The organism is Longimicrobiales bacterium, from assembly GCA_029245345.1.
Lineage (GTDB): Bacteria > Gemmatimonadota > Gemmatimonadetes > Longimicrobiales > Gaopeijiaceae > CALFPJ01.
In genome coordinates, this window is sequence record JAQWPM010000017.1 from 86,634 (window position 1) to 101,602 (window position 14,969).

The following is a 14,969-nucleotide window of genomic DNA, read 5'->3' on the forward strand; positions in this document are numbered from 1 at the left end:
TTCGACATATTCGTTACCGGTTGTAAGCACTGATCCAAGAAAGAATCTCCCGAAATATTCCCCAGGTATCAAGAGAATAAGCAAATGAAGGAATGGGCCGAGCGGCTGAACAAGTGGGCCCCACCGGAGGGTTGGCGGAGGTTGGTCACTGTTGATGCACACACGGCAGGAGAACCACTTCGTGTGATCCTCGCTGGATTCCCTGAATTACCTGGAGAGTCGATTCTGGATCAAAGGCGATTCGCCAAGGAATGGCATGAGGGGTTGAGGCGCGCATTGATGTGGGAGCCCCGCGGGCACGCGGACATGTATGGGTGCTTGGTGGTGCCTTCCACGAGCCCTCGGGGGGATATCGGGGTGCTCTTTATGCACAATGAGGGCTACAGCACGATGTGCGGTCACGGGATTATCGCCGTCACCACGGCGTTGCTCCAGACCGGGGTCTTGCCTGCCCGGGAGCCTGAATCACTCGTCCGGATCGACACACCGGCCGGTCTTGTGGAAGCTTGGGCGAAGGTGCGGGAGGGCCTCGTAGAAGAGGTCTCGTTCATCAACGTCCCCTCCTTCGTGGGCGGACTCGATCAAGAGATCGAGGTGCCGGGCTGCGGTACGGTGAAGTACGACCTCGCCTACGGCGGGGCGTTCTACGCCTACGTGGACGCGGAACAGTTCGGCCTGAAATTGCTGCCGGACGAAGCCGATAAGCTCATTCAGCTTGGGCGAACGATTAAGGACACCGTTCAGGTCAAGAATCCGCCAACCCACCCGCTCGATCCTGAATTGGCCTTTGTCTATGGGACGATCTTCGTTGGGCCCGCCCACGACGAGGACTCACATAGCCGTAACGTCTGCGTGTTCGCCAACGGGGAGATCGATCGCAGTCCTACGGGGACCGGTTTGGCCGGGCGTATGGCGATCCACTATGAGCGCGGTGAACTCCACCAGAAGGAGGAGATCGTGGTGGAGAGCATCTTGGGGACGACATTCAAGGGACGGGTGCTTGGCGAAGTTCCCGTCGGAGACCGAAACGCGATCAGCCCAGAGATCACAGGCCGCGCGTACGTGACGGGGCGGAACGAGTTGTTGATCGACCCGCGGGATCCACTGGCTGACGGCTTCATTTTCCGCTGATCGGTGCGCTCGTAGGGTGTCGTCCCCTGGAGCCGGCGGGCTTTTGGACTCTTGGGCGAAGCCTAGCCGATTGGCTCGAAGGACTTCTGCCAGCCTATCGTGAGCCCCCAGTTGGATCCGAGCTGTGGGCCGTGGAGGTCGTGATAGACAGGAATCGTCCATTCTGCGCCCAGCCGATGTCCTTTCAACTGCCCTCCATTGAAGAAGTAGTTGAAGCCCAGAGGGACATCGACTCTGGTGCCGCCGCGTAGATCCTCGCGGATCGCTGGGTTCATCATCGGATTCGTGAATGCGGTGTCGTGGCCCTCGTAGTCATCCCAGTTCCGGGCCATGACACGGGCCGACACGCTGAGCCGGTCCATCACTTTGAGCGCCAACCAAGCTGTGCCCTCGGTGACGTTTCCGGCCGTGTATTCTCGGTCCGTTTCGCCCATGCGCAGCGTGGCGCGACCCTGAACACCCCAGGACCATGACTCCGACATCCCGAGGATGGTGAGGCCGGGCATCAGGTCGACCGTTCCGGAACCGAGTTGCATCGGGTAGGGCATCTGAACGGCGTTGCCGTTGCTCGTCGGGTTCACTCCGGTCTCCTCGATCGAGCCCGTCGGGATGGAGATGCCCGCGTTGAGGTGCGCCCGAATGGAGCCACTCTGCTTCAATCCGATCAGAGCGCTCAACGAGGCATCGCCGAGGCCGGAGGACTCTGCCGTGAAGTTCGTGTTCGAGCGTGTCACATGGAGCATCGACTTGTCCACGTAATTCACCATGCCCATCAGTGTGACCCGGTCGCTCAGGGCGAACATGATCCCCGGCATGTGCATGGTGATGTCCGTGGAGGTTGGCGACACCAGGAAGCTGTTCAGCACGCTGGCCGTCGCGACCGTGTTCGTGCCTTGCCGGCTGTCCGCCATGGACATCTGCATAAAGCGGTACGAAAGCGTGAACTCCCCTTTGGAGTTCGTCTGCTCCCCCATGACTCCAATGGGGGCACTCCCATCCGGGCGGCCAGACGTCCACTGGTACTGCGCTTGGGCAGGAGTGGCAGAGGCCAGGATGGCGACCGCTAGGGCAATCCAAATCTTGTTTTCCATGAAGACTACACCGCTAGACATGGTCATGATTACGCGTGAGAGCCCGTCCCAGAGTTTGCTGCTCCTTTGCCGCGATCAGTTCCCGGGTCCCAGTAAAACCGCATTGATGAAGAGGAGTTGGGTGGCTTCCGCGTAAGCCCGGTAGTTGGGGTCCTCAGCGAACGAGATCAACTGTCCACGTCCCATTGGCTGATACATGAGGAATGCCTTGTTGGCGAGCTGGGGTTTCGCGTCGTTCCACACGATTCCACCCATGACGAGGTCGTCTACGTCCGCGTACCTCCCGACGTTTACACCACGGTCGAGCGTGATGGGTCGGAAAATCCGAGACCCCTCAACGAGAACACCGATCTCTCCGTCCGTACCGGAGGAGAGCCAGTGACCCCTGTCGAGGAGTGTGCGCACGATGGCGCCGGGCGTCTGCTCGGGCGCTTCGTCTCCTGGCGCGATAGCCTCCAAGTAATCGATCGGCTGGTCGGCGGTGTCTTTTCCGGGTATGGCGTCTCCGGTGGCCCGCCCCCCGCGTCGTTCCGAGGTCGTTGCGAGTAGCCCGGCACGCGATGCCCATTCCGTTGAGCCGGCCATCGTGATCATGGTCCCGCCGTCGCTCATCCAGCCACGTAGGCGAGTGAGCATCCCGTCGCTGACCACGGAGCCGTAGTTGCCGCTAGGGAAGACCATGACGTCGTAGTCCGAGAGGACGACCCGGCCCAGGCTGGTTGCCCGCACGGCCGTGGTCTTTTGCCCGTAGCGCTGTTCGAGCACATACCGCGCCCACCCGACCGAATAGGTCTGGCCCGGTTGGTCGTACACGAGAAGCACACGGGGCTCGACGAGATGGGAGACACGTCCTGACCCGAGCGACATCCCTTCCCGCACATACGAATCATCCACAGGGACCACCGGCGCGTGGTGCTTCAATGCGATCCGCGCGAGTCGTTGCCCCAAGCCCGGTCCGTTGTCCGAGTTGCGGATGATCGCGGTGCCCACTCCGAAGTCCCGTCCGTCGAGCGTGAACTCTCCACCCGCAGACCGAACGCGGATTCCTTCTCGGAGCAGTTCGGCCACAGCCGCTGCGGCGTTGGTGCCCCAAGGCATCAGGTAGCCGACCACCGTCTCGGGGAGCTGGGCCACGTCGGAGAGCTGGCGGGTGTTGTTCAGCGACACGGTCGCCGCACCAGTGGCGCGCTCGGACACGATCAGTTCGACGTCCCAAAGCGAAGGCATGCTCCACGCGGTCACGTCGTAGATCTGGTCGCGGAGCCGGTTCGCGCGCCGCTCGATCTGGCGCTCAACAAACACGGGATCCATAGGTGTGTGCGGATCGAGCAGGTTGCGAATGAGTCGATGTGCCGGTTGGTCCATCGGCACGATGTAGGTCCCTTCGGCAGCAAGCGTACGACCTCCCACGTTCACAGGTTCGAGGGCCTTCTCCACCTCGATGCCGTTCATCACGAGCGTGTTCGCCAGCCTGCCTGCCATGCCCGGGTCATGCTCCGACGTGAGGATGTATTCCCGGTTCCCCGATGCGCCGAGAGCCACTGCACTCGCACGGAAGTCCACGAAGCTCTGAAGGATGCGTTCACGGTGCTCGGCCGCCGTCGCCATAGTCTGGATGGCGGCGGTGAAGTGATGGAGCACTCCGTCGCCGTACGTCAGTTGGTCGCCGTCTGTCCGCATGAGTACGAGGCCGCGTGCGGACGCCTGCTCGTAGGTTGCGCCAATCGCACCCTGGGCCATGGGCCAGGAGACGCCGTAGCCGGGATAAAACGCGTCGTAGGTGTCGCGGTTGAAGTACGCGAAGCCGCGTTCGTCGAACTTAGAGGCGTTCGCGGCGCCGAAGATGTCATTCAGGGCGCGTTGCTCTTCCGTGGTCCACGTGTTCCCCGGAATGGCATTGGGCGGGAAGTAGTATGTGGAGTTGCCGCCCATTTCATGTAGGTCGACCACGACGTGGGGCATGAAATCCAGGAGGGCCTTCACGCGACCGCGCGTCTCCGGCTGGCTCTGCGCGAACCAATCGCGATTCAGGTCGAAGAGGTAGTGGTTGACCCTTCCGCCCGGCCACGGCTCGTCGTGTTCAGCGGAGGCAGGTTCGTCGTCTTCCCACCGTGCGCGGCCCATTGCGTTCTGCATGACGAAGCGGGCTCGCCCGTCCGGGTTCTGCATCGGGTCAATGAGGACCAGCGACTCGGACATGATAAGGTCGACCGTCGGGTCTCCTTGGGCGGCGAGGAGATGGTAGGCCTCCGCCATCGCGGCCCCGCTGGAGCTGATTTCGTTTCCGTGCACGCCGTGCACCATCGCCGAAACGACCGGAAGGCTGGCGATGAGCTGGGCGGCTTCGTCGTCAGTAAGGCCCCGCGGGTCAGCGATACGCTTGAGGTCCGCCTTGATCTCGTCCAAGCGGGCCATGCGCTCGACGGAGCCGAGCACGAGCATGACGGTCGGACGGCCTTCCCACGTCTCGCCCGTCCAGATCAGCTCTGCGCGGTCACTCGAGGCGGCTAACGCCTCCATGTATTCGACGACCTGTGCAGGCGGCGTGATCTCGGCTCGAAAGTCGTGTCCCGCTACGGCGGATAGCGTCGGGATCGACGGGTCGTAGCGAGTGTCGGGGGCGAGCTCCTGAGTCGGAGCGGGTACCTGGAAGAGCGCAACGAGCGCGAGGGCCTTCAACATGGATCGGTCTCCTCAATCCCACGGAATCGGTGTAGACGAGGAGTATAGCCACCACACCCAAGGGGGACGAGAAGACCGCCGCCCACCCCTTGGGGCGACCGGCGGCTCCGCTGATCTCAGCCCGCGTCTGGGTTCATGGGCGTGCGGTTACCCGCTGATCCAGCCCATAAGAGTGGTGATCCGCGGTCCGCCTTCTGCAAATGCGACCGCAATGTTGAGCGGGACGTAGAGGTCGCCGAATGGCGTCGTCGCGCCGCCGGCTACGACCATCGAGCTCGTGTGATTTCCTTCCTGGTTCAAGCCGACGTTGGGGCCCACGCCGAATTCGAGACCGCCTTCGGTGCGGAAGCCGGCGATCCAGGCGACGCCCATGATCCACTCATCCTGTTCGACTCCGCCGACCAGGACGATCCACTCCATGAGTGCGGTCGCGCGACTGCTCGTGGACATGATCTACGTTTCGAACTGCCAACCGAACTGACTCATGATATTGCTCACATCAGCAGCAGCGGCGCGCTGCTTGGCGAGGTCGTCTGTAAATGTTGTGAATCCGAAACGAGGCCCGGACAGGTGCTGCCGCGGAAGCCTTCGTGCGACTCGATCTGCGGGAACTTCAGGACGGCCCTGGGCCATTGCGAGCTGGACGGCTGCGACGGTCATCAGGGCTGCGATTGCGAAGTGGATGATCTTGCGTGACATGGTTCTATCTCCGTGATGCGGGGTGGTCCGTCTTGTTCACGGGGGAACGATGCCGATTTGGGCCGCGCAGCTCTGTACGTCGGTATCCCTAGATCACGGCTACGAATTCGTAGCGAATGACGTATACGTACGTAGTCCGGGGGAGTGGGGCGCATCGCGCCATCCCTGCCACGCTCGAAGACCCTTATGTTCAGCGGTCTTCTGTCCCCTGGCCCCACACGGTTTGCCCGCCTCAGACCCTCTTGTCGTCCTCCAAGACGTATTCGGATTCGACGAATTCCGCCCCGGCCAACGTGAAGTCGTAGATGCTGTCCTTGAAGGACGCGACTGCATTGCGGTCATGCCCACGGGCGCGGGAAAGTCGCTGACGTTCCAGCTCCCGGCGCGGATTCTGGACGGAACGGTGCTCGTCATCTCGCCCCTCATCAGTCTGATGAAAGACCAAGTCGATGCGCTACATGCCTTGGACTTCAAGGCCGTCGAGATCAACTCGACGCTGGATTGGGGCGAACGACAGTCCAGACTGGACGGCCTGCGTCGCGGGGACTACGAACTCGTCTACCTCGCGCCGGAAGCACTCGAGGGGCAGCTCCGTGAGTTGATTCAGGGATGCCCCATTTCGTTACTCGTTGTGGACGAGGCGCACTGTATTAGTCAGTGGGGACACGACTTCCGGCCATCGTACCGGAAATTGCAGCGCCTGAAGGAAGGACTGAACGTTCCAGTGTTGGCGCTGACCGCCACCGCGACACGTCGGGTGGCGAAGGACATCCTCAGGCAGCTCGGCATGCGTAAGCCGGCCGGCTACAAGGGATCGTTCTTTCGCCACAACCTAAACATCTCGATCCGGAAGAAGGGCACCGGCAATACACGGAACGAGATTCTCTCTCTGATCCGTCGCAAGGCTGGTGAGAGCGGGATCGTGTATTGCCTCAGCCGAAAGGCTGTCGAGCAGACCAGCGACTTCCTTAGGGAGCGTGGGGTGAAGGCGCTGCCCTATCATGCTGGGCTCCCAGCGGAGGAGCGCCAGCGAAACCAGGAAGCGTTCCAGCGCGACGATATCGACGTGATCGTGGCAACAGTGGCGTTCGGAATGGGCATCGATAAGTCGAACGTCCGCTTCGTGATCCATCGGGATATGCCGAAGGACGTAGAGTCTTGGTATCAAGAGATCGGGCGGTCAGGCCGCGACGGCCTCGAGAGCGATTGTGTGCTCTTCTATTCGTGGGCGGACGTAAAGATGCACGAGCGCTTTCTGAACGACATCGACGATCCGGACGTGTGGCATCAGAAGCACCAAGCGACCGTCGACCTTTTCAGGCTCGTGGAGTCCCGCCGGTGTCGGCACCAGCTCATTCTCGCCCACTTCGACGAGATCATGGCCCCGTGTGATGCCTCATGTGATGTCTGCACGGGTGTGACCGTGGAAGATTTGGCCGCCGAGCACATGCCGACGGGATCGAGTCGGACGCGCAAGTCGAAGCATGTCACGTCGACTGCTGGTCCGGTCGAGCCAGAGGAGGAAGCCCTATTCCAGCGGCTCCGCGATGTGCGCAAAGAAGTGGCGGATCGTCAGGGCGTGCCGGCGTACATCGTCTTCAGCGACAAGGTGCTCCGCGAACTCGCGGCGGTGAAGCCCAAGACCCCCCATGAAATGCTCGACGTTTCCGGAGTAGGCCCAGCAAAGCTGAGTCGCTACGGGGACACGTTCTTGGGTGTCATCAACAACTGGGGACCTTCGCGGGCGTCCCAGTCTCCATCTGTCCTTCGCAGAGTAGCTCCTGATGACTGACCCTGACCGGAACGAACTAGACGCGGTGCGGGCCGCCTTCAACGAGATCGCTGCGGACTATCTCGGACGTGTCGACGACCTGCCCGCGCTGAATTACGACGCTGCACGCGAAGCGCTGGTTGGATTCCAGCGAAGCCTTCCCAGCGAAGGCATTGGCGCGGAAGCCGCGTTGCGCGAGTTGTACGAGAACGGCTTGCCTGCGACGGGTACCACCTCGGGACCGCGCTTCTTTCATTGGGTGGTCGGAGGGTCCACGCCTGCTGCGATGGGGGCGGACTGGCTCACGAGCCTGCTCGACAACCCGTCCTACGCCTGGGTTGGTTCTCCCCTCACCGTCGAGCTCGAGATACTCTCGCTCGAGTGGCTGAAGGATCTCTTTGGGCTGCACGAAGACATGACTGGCGTCATGGTGACCGGCGCGAGCATGGCGAATTTCGTCGGGATGGCTGCGGCCCGTCAGTGGTGGGGTGAACGCCACGGCGTCGACGTGTCAGAGGACGGTCTCGTTGGTCTCCCCGCCATGCCCGTTCTGACCAGCGGATATGTGCACGCGAGTGCGGTGAAGGTTCTGTCACTCCTCGGGATCGGGCGATCGAGCGTCGAGCGCCACACGAGGGATGCCGTGGGTCGTGTGGACCTCGCTTCCATGGAGGCCTCGCTCCAGGCGCTCGACGGTGCGCCAGCCGTCCTCATGGCTGTGGCCGGCGAGGTGAATGCTGGGGACTTCGATCCGGTAGATGAAATGGCTGACCTCGCGGAGCGGTATGGCGCCTGGCTCCACGTAGATGGTGCGTTTGGCCTCTTCGCGGCCGTCTCGGACAGGACCGCTCATCTGGTGCGAGGAGTCGAGCGCGCAGACTCGGTGACGGTCGACGGCCACAAGTGGCTCAACGTGCCCTACGACAGCGGATACGCCTTCGTCCGCGACCGGGAGATCATGGCCAAGGCGTTTGCCTACACGGCCCGCTATCTGGCCGACCCCACGGATTCACGCCCTGTGCTAGGCGGGCTGGGTCCCGAGAGTTCACGTCGGGCCCGGGCACTCACGGTCTGGACGACGTTGCGAGCCTACGGTCGGGTGGGATATCAAAGGATGTTCGAGCGGCATCTTGAGCTCGCCGGTGAGATGGTCGAACTGATTGATGCGGCGCCGGAGTTAGAGCGCTTGGCAGACCCACTTCTGAGCGTGGTCTGCTTCCGTCTCAACCCGGGCGATTTGAGCGAAGAGGAGCTGAACGAGCTGAACCACCGCTGGAGCGTGCTGATCTTCGAGGACGGGCGAGTGGCGGCTGGGGCCACGGAGTACGGTGGTCAGATCGCCCTGCGGCCTACTGTTGTTAATTGGCGGACTCGCAGTGAGGACATCGTCGAATTCATTAGGGTGATTCGAGAATTGGCCGCCGGACTCAGATGACCTGACCCACGTCCGCGAACTCCCACCTACATCAGCACTGGACGCTCATGTCTCTTTCTTCGAGCGGAAGCACGGCAACGCGGCTGTCTCGGTCTGCCACCGCACGCATGATGTCGGCGACGAAACGGCCTACCTTCGCACCGTGTTCGTAGTCGATGTACCGCGGCTCGTCTGTGGCCTGGTGGTAGTCGACCGCGTACCCGAGTGAGAAGTACGTGACTGGAATTGCCTTGCGGAAGTAGTTCACCTGGTCGCTTCTGCAGAACCGGTTCAGGTGGTTGGTGCGGTCCCAGGAGTAGTCGATGGCCATGGGCTCGTCGCGCACCGCGTTGAGCGAGTCGATGACGTCGCCGAACTCGGTCGAGAGCCGTCGGGCACCCAGCATCTGGATCGATGAGGGGCCGCCGAACTTCACATCCGTGACGCGGCCTTTGCCGAGCATATCCATGTTGTGAGCCGCGACGATGTTCTCAAGCGGGACCGTCGGGTGGTCCACGAACCAACTCGAACCCAGCAGGCCTTTTTCTTCACCCGCCTGCGAGATGAAGATCAGCGAGCGCCTCGGCGCAGGGTTGGTCGCGAAGTACTCGGCGATCTCGAGCAATACAGAAGTACCGGAGCCGTTGTCGTCGGCGCCGTTCATGACGGAATCCATCATGGGAGGCCGAATCGAGCGGGCCCGGGTGAGAAGCGCGTCGATCTGCGCTTGCTGCTCGGCGGTCGGCGGCCCGGGGCGGTCGTTCGCTCCCTGCGGGCGCATGATGCGATTGAACGCACGGAGCGAGTCGTGATCGACCGGGCCGTTGTTGACCATACCGACGTGGTCATTGTGAGCGCCAACCAACACGTACTCGTCCCGCAGTGCCGGGTCGCTGCCCGGCAGGATCGCGATGACGTTGCGCGTGGGATACTCGGGCCGGCGGTACTCCTCGGACCAGGCACCGGAGACGGTCTTACCGGGTGCGCCGACCTGCACGCTCTGAAGCGGTGCGTCGAAGAGCGAGGCCGCAGCAGAGAGGCTGAGTACGGCACCTGCCGTGGAGGCGTCGTCGGGCCCCATCATGCTCGTGCGTCCGTCGAACGTGCTGGTCACGAGGGCCGCGGAAAGTTCCTCCGTCGCGATCATGACTAACGCTGCGCCGGCGTCCTGTGCCCGCGTGTCTGTGCGGTAGATGCTACGTCGCTGGGGCATCCCAGCGCCGGGGCCGGCGAGGAGCACGACCGCTTTTCCACGAACGGTGGCGGGAAGGGGTGACTTGTCTCCAAAAAGGCCTCCGAAGACCGTCTCCACATCCTCGCCCTGGAACGAGCCAGAAACCGCTGAGCGACTGTCCGCACCGGAGGGCACCCAGTCCGTCCCGGTCGTAAGGCCTCGGTCGTCGATCCGCAGAGCAGACGCAGCCCGATCGAAGGCGATCGGCCCGTACTCAAGCTCCTGGAAGTATCCGTCGTCACCCGCCGGCTGGAGCCCGAGCCGCTCGAACACCGCCGCGACGTAATCCGTCGTCATGGTGTTCTCGAGCGATATGGCATCGCGGCCCTTCATCGAGTCGTCGGCGATCTGGTACAGATGCGTCCGAAGATCGTTCGCCGCGATAGCAGATTCGGTCGGCCGAGGTGTCCAGGTCAGCGGCCCTTCGTCCGCCCAGACTATAGGGACTTGAGCGGCTAGCTCGGCCGTTCCAATGAAAGCAACGAGGGCGAAGGTGAGCAACGGAATGCGACGTAACATTGAAGGCTCCGCAGTGAGGAATCGTCGATACACCGTGTGACACCGGCGCATCCGCTGTTGTTGCCCGCGATGTGCCGGACACAAACGGTAACATTACTTGTTTTTGCTGCGTGAGCGTCGTATCTGCGGCGTCTGTTGGGGCTGACGATGACGTGTCATGGATTTTGAGGAGGACGACGATGAGTGGAGCGATGTTCGTGCCGGAGTGGGGCCACGAGATGGAGAGCACCTGGAAGATGCTCGACGCGATTCCGGAGGATCGACTCGACTTAGCTCCGACCGGAAGCTGACCCTTTCGCGGGTCAGTGCCACTGGGACGCTCCGACGTTCCGGGGGCATTTTTTTGACTTCAACGCGATCGTCCGCAGCTAGTTCCCCGCCGATGTATCAAACATCCAACCCATGATCCACCAGCGGTCCCCGTCGTGCCAAAGCGTGATGCTGTTCACGCCAGACGTGTACGGCTCCCCGTCTTCGGTTCGCGCGGACGCATAGCTGCTCCACACGTGCACCATGTTGCCTGAACGGCTCACGACCCTGTCCGTCTCCCACTCGTAGAAGCCCTGCGCTCGCGGTGCGTTGTCGCCGTGATAGCCCTCGACGTCGGTGACATTCACGACCGGCTGGCCCTCTGCGGACGCTCCAGCCAGGGCCACCCAGGCGTCGGGGTGATGCAGAGAGCGGTCTCGAGGGACATCTGCGGTTTCTCCGGCGGGGCCGGAAACGACCTCGTAGTAGGCCCGCAGGATGCCATCTATCGACCCCACATCTTCCGGGTTCGCTTCTTGAGCAGCGGCGGCGGTGCCCGTGGCTGCTAGCAGGAGGACGAACAAACGGAGTGTGTCGACGAGCTGCATTTTCATATCTCGTTTCCGAAGCGCTGGGGAATGAAGGAGCGCTCCATTCTAAGGCTCGTCTGCGTGTTGCCTAGGGCGCGCCGAAGTGTGTCTCGATTTCCACGCCGGCTGAGCGCAGGAAGTCCGTTGGCAGCTCTCCTCCAATGAACACGAACACGCCGTCCGCGCGCTCCTCTGTGCGAGCGCCCGCCTGGTCCTCTAAGACCACGTGATCTGACCCGATCTCAACCGGGGCTGTTTCCCAAAGCACCTCGATCGTTCCCTGCTTGAGCGCAGTCTCGATGCGTTCATGATTACCGGGTTACGTATTGGGGGACGCATTGTCGGGGTAGTCGTGCGGGGACCGGACCTCGCCCTTATCTTGGCCATCCTCGAATCGTCCCACGTAATCCCGAGTCGAACCATGTCCGTGAAGCGCATCGTACGTTGGTCGTCAGCATCACTACTGGTACTCATGATGTTGGTGTCCGCGACCCCCCGACTCTCTGCTCAAGACGTCACACTGAACGAGGAGCTCCTCGACAACTACGCTTGGCGGAACCTCGGTCCCGACCGGGGTGGTCGTTCAATTGGTGTGGCCGGAGTCATTGGCCAGCCCGACGTCGCCTACTTCGGTGCCGTGGGTGGTGGCTTGTGGAAGACGAGCAACGGCGGCGAGGACTGGAATTCGATCACGGACTTCAAGATCAATTCGTCTTCCGTGGGCGCGGTCGAAGTCAGCGAGACCAACCCGGATCTGATCTTCATTGGTACAGGCGAGACCTGTATTCGCGGAAACATCCTCCCGGGTGACGGCGTGTACCGCAGCCGGGACGCGGGTGAGACGTGGGAGCATGTCGGATTCAGCGACTCACACGGCATCTCTAAGATCCGTATTCACCCGACGAACCCGGACATTATCTGGGTCGCTTCGTTCGGGAAGTACTCGGCTGAGAGCGAAGAGCGCGGCGTCTTCAAGAGCACCGACGGTGGGGACACTTGGGAGCGCGTGCTTTTTGCGAATGGTTGGTCCGGTGCGATCGACATCGCCGTTGACCGCAACAACCCGGATGTGCTCTACGCCGCGCTTTGGCGCGCCTTCCGCAAGGAGTTCACCATGTCCTCCGGTGGTGAGGGCAGCGGGATGTACAAGAGCACTGATGGTGGTGACAACTGGACCGAGATCACTCGGAACCCGGGCATGCCCCAGGACGGACTCGTCGGCCGCATTGGACTTGCCGTCTCAAGCGCGAATTCAAACCGCGTCTACGCGCTCTTCGAGAACGACAACGGTGGACTCTTTCGTTCGGACGACGCGGGCGCGACCTGGGAGATGGTGAACGACAACCGCCAGATCCGGCAGCGGGCCTTCTACTACACCCACGTATACGCGGATCACCAAGACGAAGACGTCGTGTACCTGCAGAACACGGGTCTCTATAAATCGACGGATGGTGGCGAGACCTACGAGAGCATCAGCAACGGGACGCATGGTGATCACCATGCGTTCTGGATCGACCCGGATGACCCAGACCACCTGATCGACGGAAACGATGGTGGTGGAGCGGTCAGCTTCGATCCCGAAATCGTATGGAGTGACCAGGAGTTCTCGACGTCGCAGTTCTATCATGCGGTAACGACGAAGCACATCCCGTTCCACGTCTGTGGTTCGCAGCAGGACAACAGCACCCTGTGTCTTCCCTCCGACTGGAACGCCAGCCGGATGAGCTTCGGTGGCGGTGCCGGCGGTGACGAAGACCGCAGCATCACCGAGGGCTCAATGGATGTCCATTACCGCGTGGGTGGTGGTGAGCCGGGGTACATCGCGCCGGACCCGAAAGACTTGAACATCTTCTTCTCCGGCACGAACAACGGTCGTTACATCGACCGGTTCAATCGCACGCTCAACCAGGGCCGCGAGGTGAACCCTTACCCTTGGTTCTACTCGGGTGAGCCCGCGAACGACATGGTCGAGCGTTGGCAGTGGACCTTCCCGATCATCTTCTCTCCGCTCGACGACAACATGCTCTTCGTGTCGTCCAACCGTCTGTGGAGGACCACGAACAACGGCAACACGTGGGACCAGATGAGCCCCGATCTCACGCGAGCTGATCCGTCGACACTTGGACACTCGGGTGGACCGATCACGGGAGATATGAACGGTCCCGAGGTGTATGCGACGATCTTCGCGGTCGGGCCAAGCAAGGTCGACATCAATGTGATCTGGACGGGTTCGGACGACGGCCTCGTGCACGTCACGCGGGACGATGGCGCGACGTGGCAGAACGTGACGCCGCCCGATATGCCGGACTTCGGGCGCGTGAGCCGCATCGACGCTTCCGCGTTCGACGCGGGGCGAGCCTACGTCTCCGCCCGTCTCCCTCTCCTAGACGACTTCGCGCCGTACATCTGGAAGACGGACGACTACGGTCAGAACTGGACCAAGATCACTGGCGGGATCCGAGCGGACGCTTATGTCAACGCGGTCAGCGAAGATCCGAACCGTGAGGGTCTGCTCTACGCGGGTACGGCACACGGCGTCTACGTCTCCTACAACGACGGGATGTTGTGGCAGGAACTGAACCCGGGCTTCCCGGATATTCCTGTCGTCGACGTGATTCCAGAACACGACGAACTCGTGATCGGGACGCACGGCCGTGGTTTTTGGATCCTCGACAACGTCGGCCCCATCCGGCAGGCGACTGAGGGCATGACGGACGAGGCCATGACACTCTTCGCGCCGGCCGCAGCGTATCGCTCAGCGTCGGGGGCTCGCATCACATGGTGGTTCGACGAGCAGCCCGAAGAGGCCAAGCTCGAGATCTTAGACGCGTCTGGGGCGGTCCTCCGGACCATCATCCCAGCTGACACGACGCAGGAGCGGGACCGCTGGATGGGTGCCGCGTTGCCGCTCAAAGCCGGCCTGAGTCACCTGCAGTGGGATCTTCAGAGCGACCCGGCTCCGACGTTCCCGGGCATGATCCTCTGGGGAGTGCGCACGATGGCGCCCAAGGCGCCTCCGGGGACGTATACCGCCCGACTCACAGCGGACGGGCAGTCGCGGTCACAGAAGTTCGATATCCGCGCGAACCCGTGGATCACCGATATCACCGTGGCGGACATGGAAGCGCAGTACACATTCGGTCGGGAGATCCAGGCCAAGGTGAGTGAGGCCAACTCGGCGGTGATCGCGATCCGTCGGGTGAAGCAGCAGCTCGACGAGCGACTGGAAGAATCGGACGACCGCGACCTGGCTTCGGCCGGGGAGCGCCTGACGACGAGCACTTCTGAGGTGGAAGCGAACGTCTACCAGGTCCGGAACCGGTCTGGTCAGGATCCGCTCAACTTCCCAATCAAAGTGAACAACCGGCTCGCCAACCTTCTCTCGATGGTCGAGCGGGGAGACGGGGCACCGAACGATGGAATGAGGGACGTCTTCCGCATTATGGTCGATGAGTTGGACGGGTACAGCACGCGGCTCAACGAGATCTGGCAGACCGATCTCGCGGCAGTCAATGACGAACTGCGCAGGCTGGGTCTCGATCCGCTGGATCCGACGGATGAGAAGACGCGTCTGATTTCGGAGTAGCGG

Annotated in this window: 11 protein-coding genes; 4 read left to right on the forward strand and 7 right to left on the reverse strand. The window is 62.1% G+C overall.

The window, feature by feature from the left end; translation table 11 throughout:
• The first annotated feature begins 84 nt into the window (after nucleotides 1-84).
• Nucleotides 85-1,131: a proline racemase family protein gene (locus tag P8L30_09685; GenBank protein MDG2240463.1), complete on the forward strand. Its 1,047-nt coding sequence runs from the start codon at nucleotides 85-87 to the stop codon at nucleotides 1,129-1,131.
• 62 nt (nucleotides 1,132-1,193) lie between these two features.
• Here P8L30_09685 and P8L30_09690 read toward each other — a convergent pair whose 3' ends face one another.
• The 4 genes from P8L30_09690 to P8L30_09705 all read right to left on the reverse strand — a co-directional run bounded on the left by P8L30_09690 (nucleotide 1,194) and on the right by P8L30_09705 (nucleotide 5,603).
• Nucleotides 1,194-2,222 (reverse strand): hypothetical protein, encoded by a 1,029-nt coding sequence (locus P8L30_09690; protein MDG2240464.1) that lies wholly within the window; start codon nucleotides 2,220-2,222, stop codon nucleotides 1,194-1,196.
• Nucleotides 2,223-2,297: 75 nt separating this feature from the next.
• Nucleotides 2,298-4,904 (reverse strand): M14 family zinc carboxypeptidase, encoded by a 2,607-nt coding sequence (locus P8L30_09695; GenBank protein MDG2240465.1) that lies wholly within the window; start codon nucleotides 4,902-4,904, stop codon nucleotides 2,298-2,300.
• Nucleotides 4,905-5,051: 147 nt separating this feature from the next.
• Nucleotides 5,052-5,354: a hypothetical protein gene (locus P8L30_09700; GenBank protein MDG2240466.1), complete on the reverse strand. Its 303-nt coding sequence runs from the start codon at nucleotides 5,352-5,354 to the stop codon at nucleotides 5,052-5,054.
• Between the two features lie 3 nt (nucleotides 5,355-5,357).
• Nucleotides 5,358-5,603: a hypothetical protein gene (locus P8L30_09705; protein MDG2240467.1), complete on the reverse strand. Its 246-nt coding sequence runs from the start codon at nucleotides 5,601-5,603 to the stop codon at nucleotides 5,358-5,360.
• A gap of 223 nt (nucleotides 5,604-5,826) precedes the next feature.
• Between P8L30_09705 and P8L30_09710 the strand changes: the two genes are divergently transcribed.
• Both P8L30_09710 and P8L30_09715 read left to right on the forward strand, forming a co-directional pair.
• Nucleotides 5,827-7,395, forward strand: a complete 1,569-nt coding sequence (locus P8L30_09710; GenBank protein ID MDG2240468.1) for an ATP-dependent DNA helicase — start codon at nucleotides 5,827-5,829, stop codon at nucleotides 7,393-7,395.
• Entirely contained in the window at nucleotides 7,388-8,809 is a 1,422-nt protein-coding gene (locus P8L30_09715) for a pyridoxal-dependent decarboxylase (GenBank protein ID MDG2240469.1), read from the forward strand. Before P8L30_09710 ends, P8L30_09715 begins: the two co-directional genes overlap by 8 nt.
• A 31-nt stretch (nucleotides 8,810-8,840) precedes the next feature.
• Here the strand turns inward: P8L30_09715 and P8L30_09720 are convergent, their stop codons facing one another.
• The 3 genes from P8L30_09720 to P8L30_09730 form a co-directional block, all read right to left on the reverse strand.
• The gene (locus P8L30_09720) at nucleotides 8,841-10,541 is read right to left on the reverse strand and encodes a M28 family peptidase (GenBank protein MDG2240470.1); all 1,701 of its coding nucleotides are present in this window, start codon (nucleotides 10,539-10,541) and stop codon (nucleotides 8,841-8,843) included.
• Between the two features lie 368 nt (nucleotides 10,542-10,909).
• Entirely contained in the window at nucleotides 10,910-11,404 is a 495-nt protein-coding gene (locus P8L30_09725) for a hypothetical protein (GenBank protein ID MDG2240471.1), read from the reverse strand.
• A 64-nt stretch (nucleotides 11,405-11,468) separates the two neighbouring features.
• Nucleotides 11,469-11,648, reverse strand: a complete 180-nt coding sequence (locus tag P8L30_09730; protein MDG2240472.1) for a hypothetical protein — start codon at nucleotides 11,646-11,648, stop codon at nucleotides 11,469-11,471.
• Between the two features lie 39 nt (nucleotides 11,649-11,687).
• Here P8L30_09730 and P8L30_09735 point away from each other — a divergent pair, with 39 nt between their 5' ends.
• Entirely contained in the window at nucleotides 11,688-14,966 is a 3,279-nt protein-coding gene (locus P8L30_09735; protein ID MDG2240473.1) for a hypothetical protein, read from the forward strand.
• The last annotated feature ends 3 nt before the right edge of the window (nucleotides 14,967-14,969 follow it).

What these genes read in the sequence shown, in the direction of transcription:
- P8L30_09685 (MDG2240463.1), top strand. Translation starts at nt 85, where the DNA reads ATGAAGGAATGGGCCGAGCGGCTGAACAAGTGGGCCCCACCGGAGGGT.
- P8L30_09690 (MDG2240464.1), bottom strand. Translation starts at nt 2,222, where the DNA reads ATGGAAAACAAGATTTGGATTGCCCTAGCGGTCGCCATCCTGGCCTCT.
- P8L30_09695 (MDG2240465.1), bottom strand. Translation starts at nt 4,904, where the DNA reads ATGTTGAAGGCCCTCGCGCTCGTTGCGCTCTTCCAGGTACCCGCTCCG.
- P8L30_09700 (MDG2240466.1), bottom strand. Translation starts at nt 5,354, where the DNA reads ATGTCCACGAGCAGTCGCGCGACCGCACTCATGGAGTGGATCGTCCTG.
- P8L30_09705 (MDG2240467.1), bottom strand. Translation starts at nt 5,603, where the DNA reads ATGTCACGCAAGATCATCCACTTCGCAATCGCAGCCCTGATGACCGTC.
- P8L30_09715 (MDG2240469.1), top strand. Translation starts at nt 7,388, where the DNA reads ATGACTGACCCTGACCGGAACGAACTAGACGCGGTGCGGGCCGCCTTC.
- P8L30_09720 (MDG2240470.1), bottom strand. Translation starts at nt 10,541, where the DNA reads ATGTTACGTCGCATTCCGTTGCTCACCTTCGCCCTCGTTGCTTTCATT.
- P8L30_09725 (MDG2240471.1), bottom strand. Translation starts at nt 11,404, where the DNA reads ATGAAAATGCAGCTCGTCGACACACTCCGTTTGTTCGTCCTCCTGCTA.
- P8L30_09735 (MDG2240473.1), top strand. Translation starts at nt 11,688, where the DNA reads ATGATTACCGGGTTACGTATTGGGGGACGCATTGTCGGGGTAGTCGTG.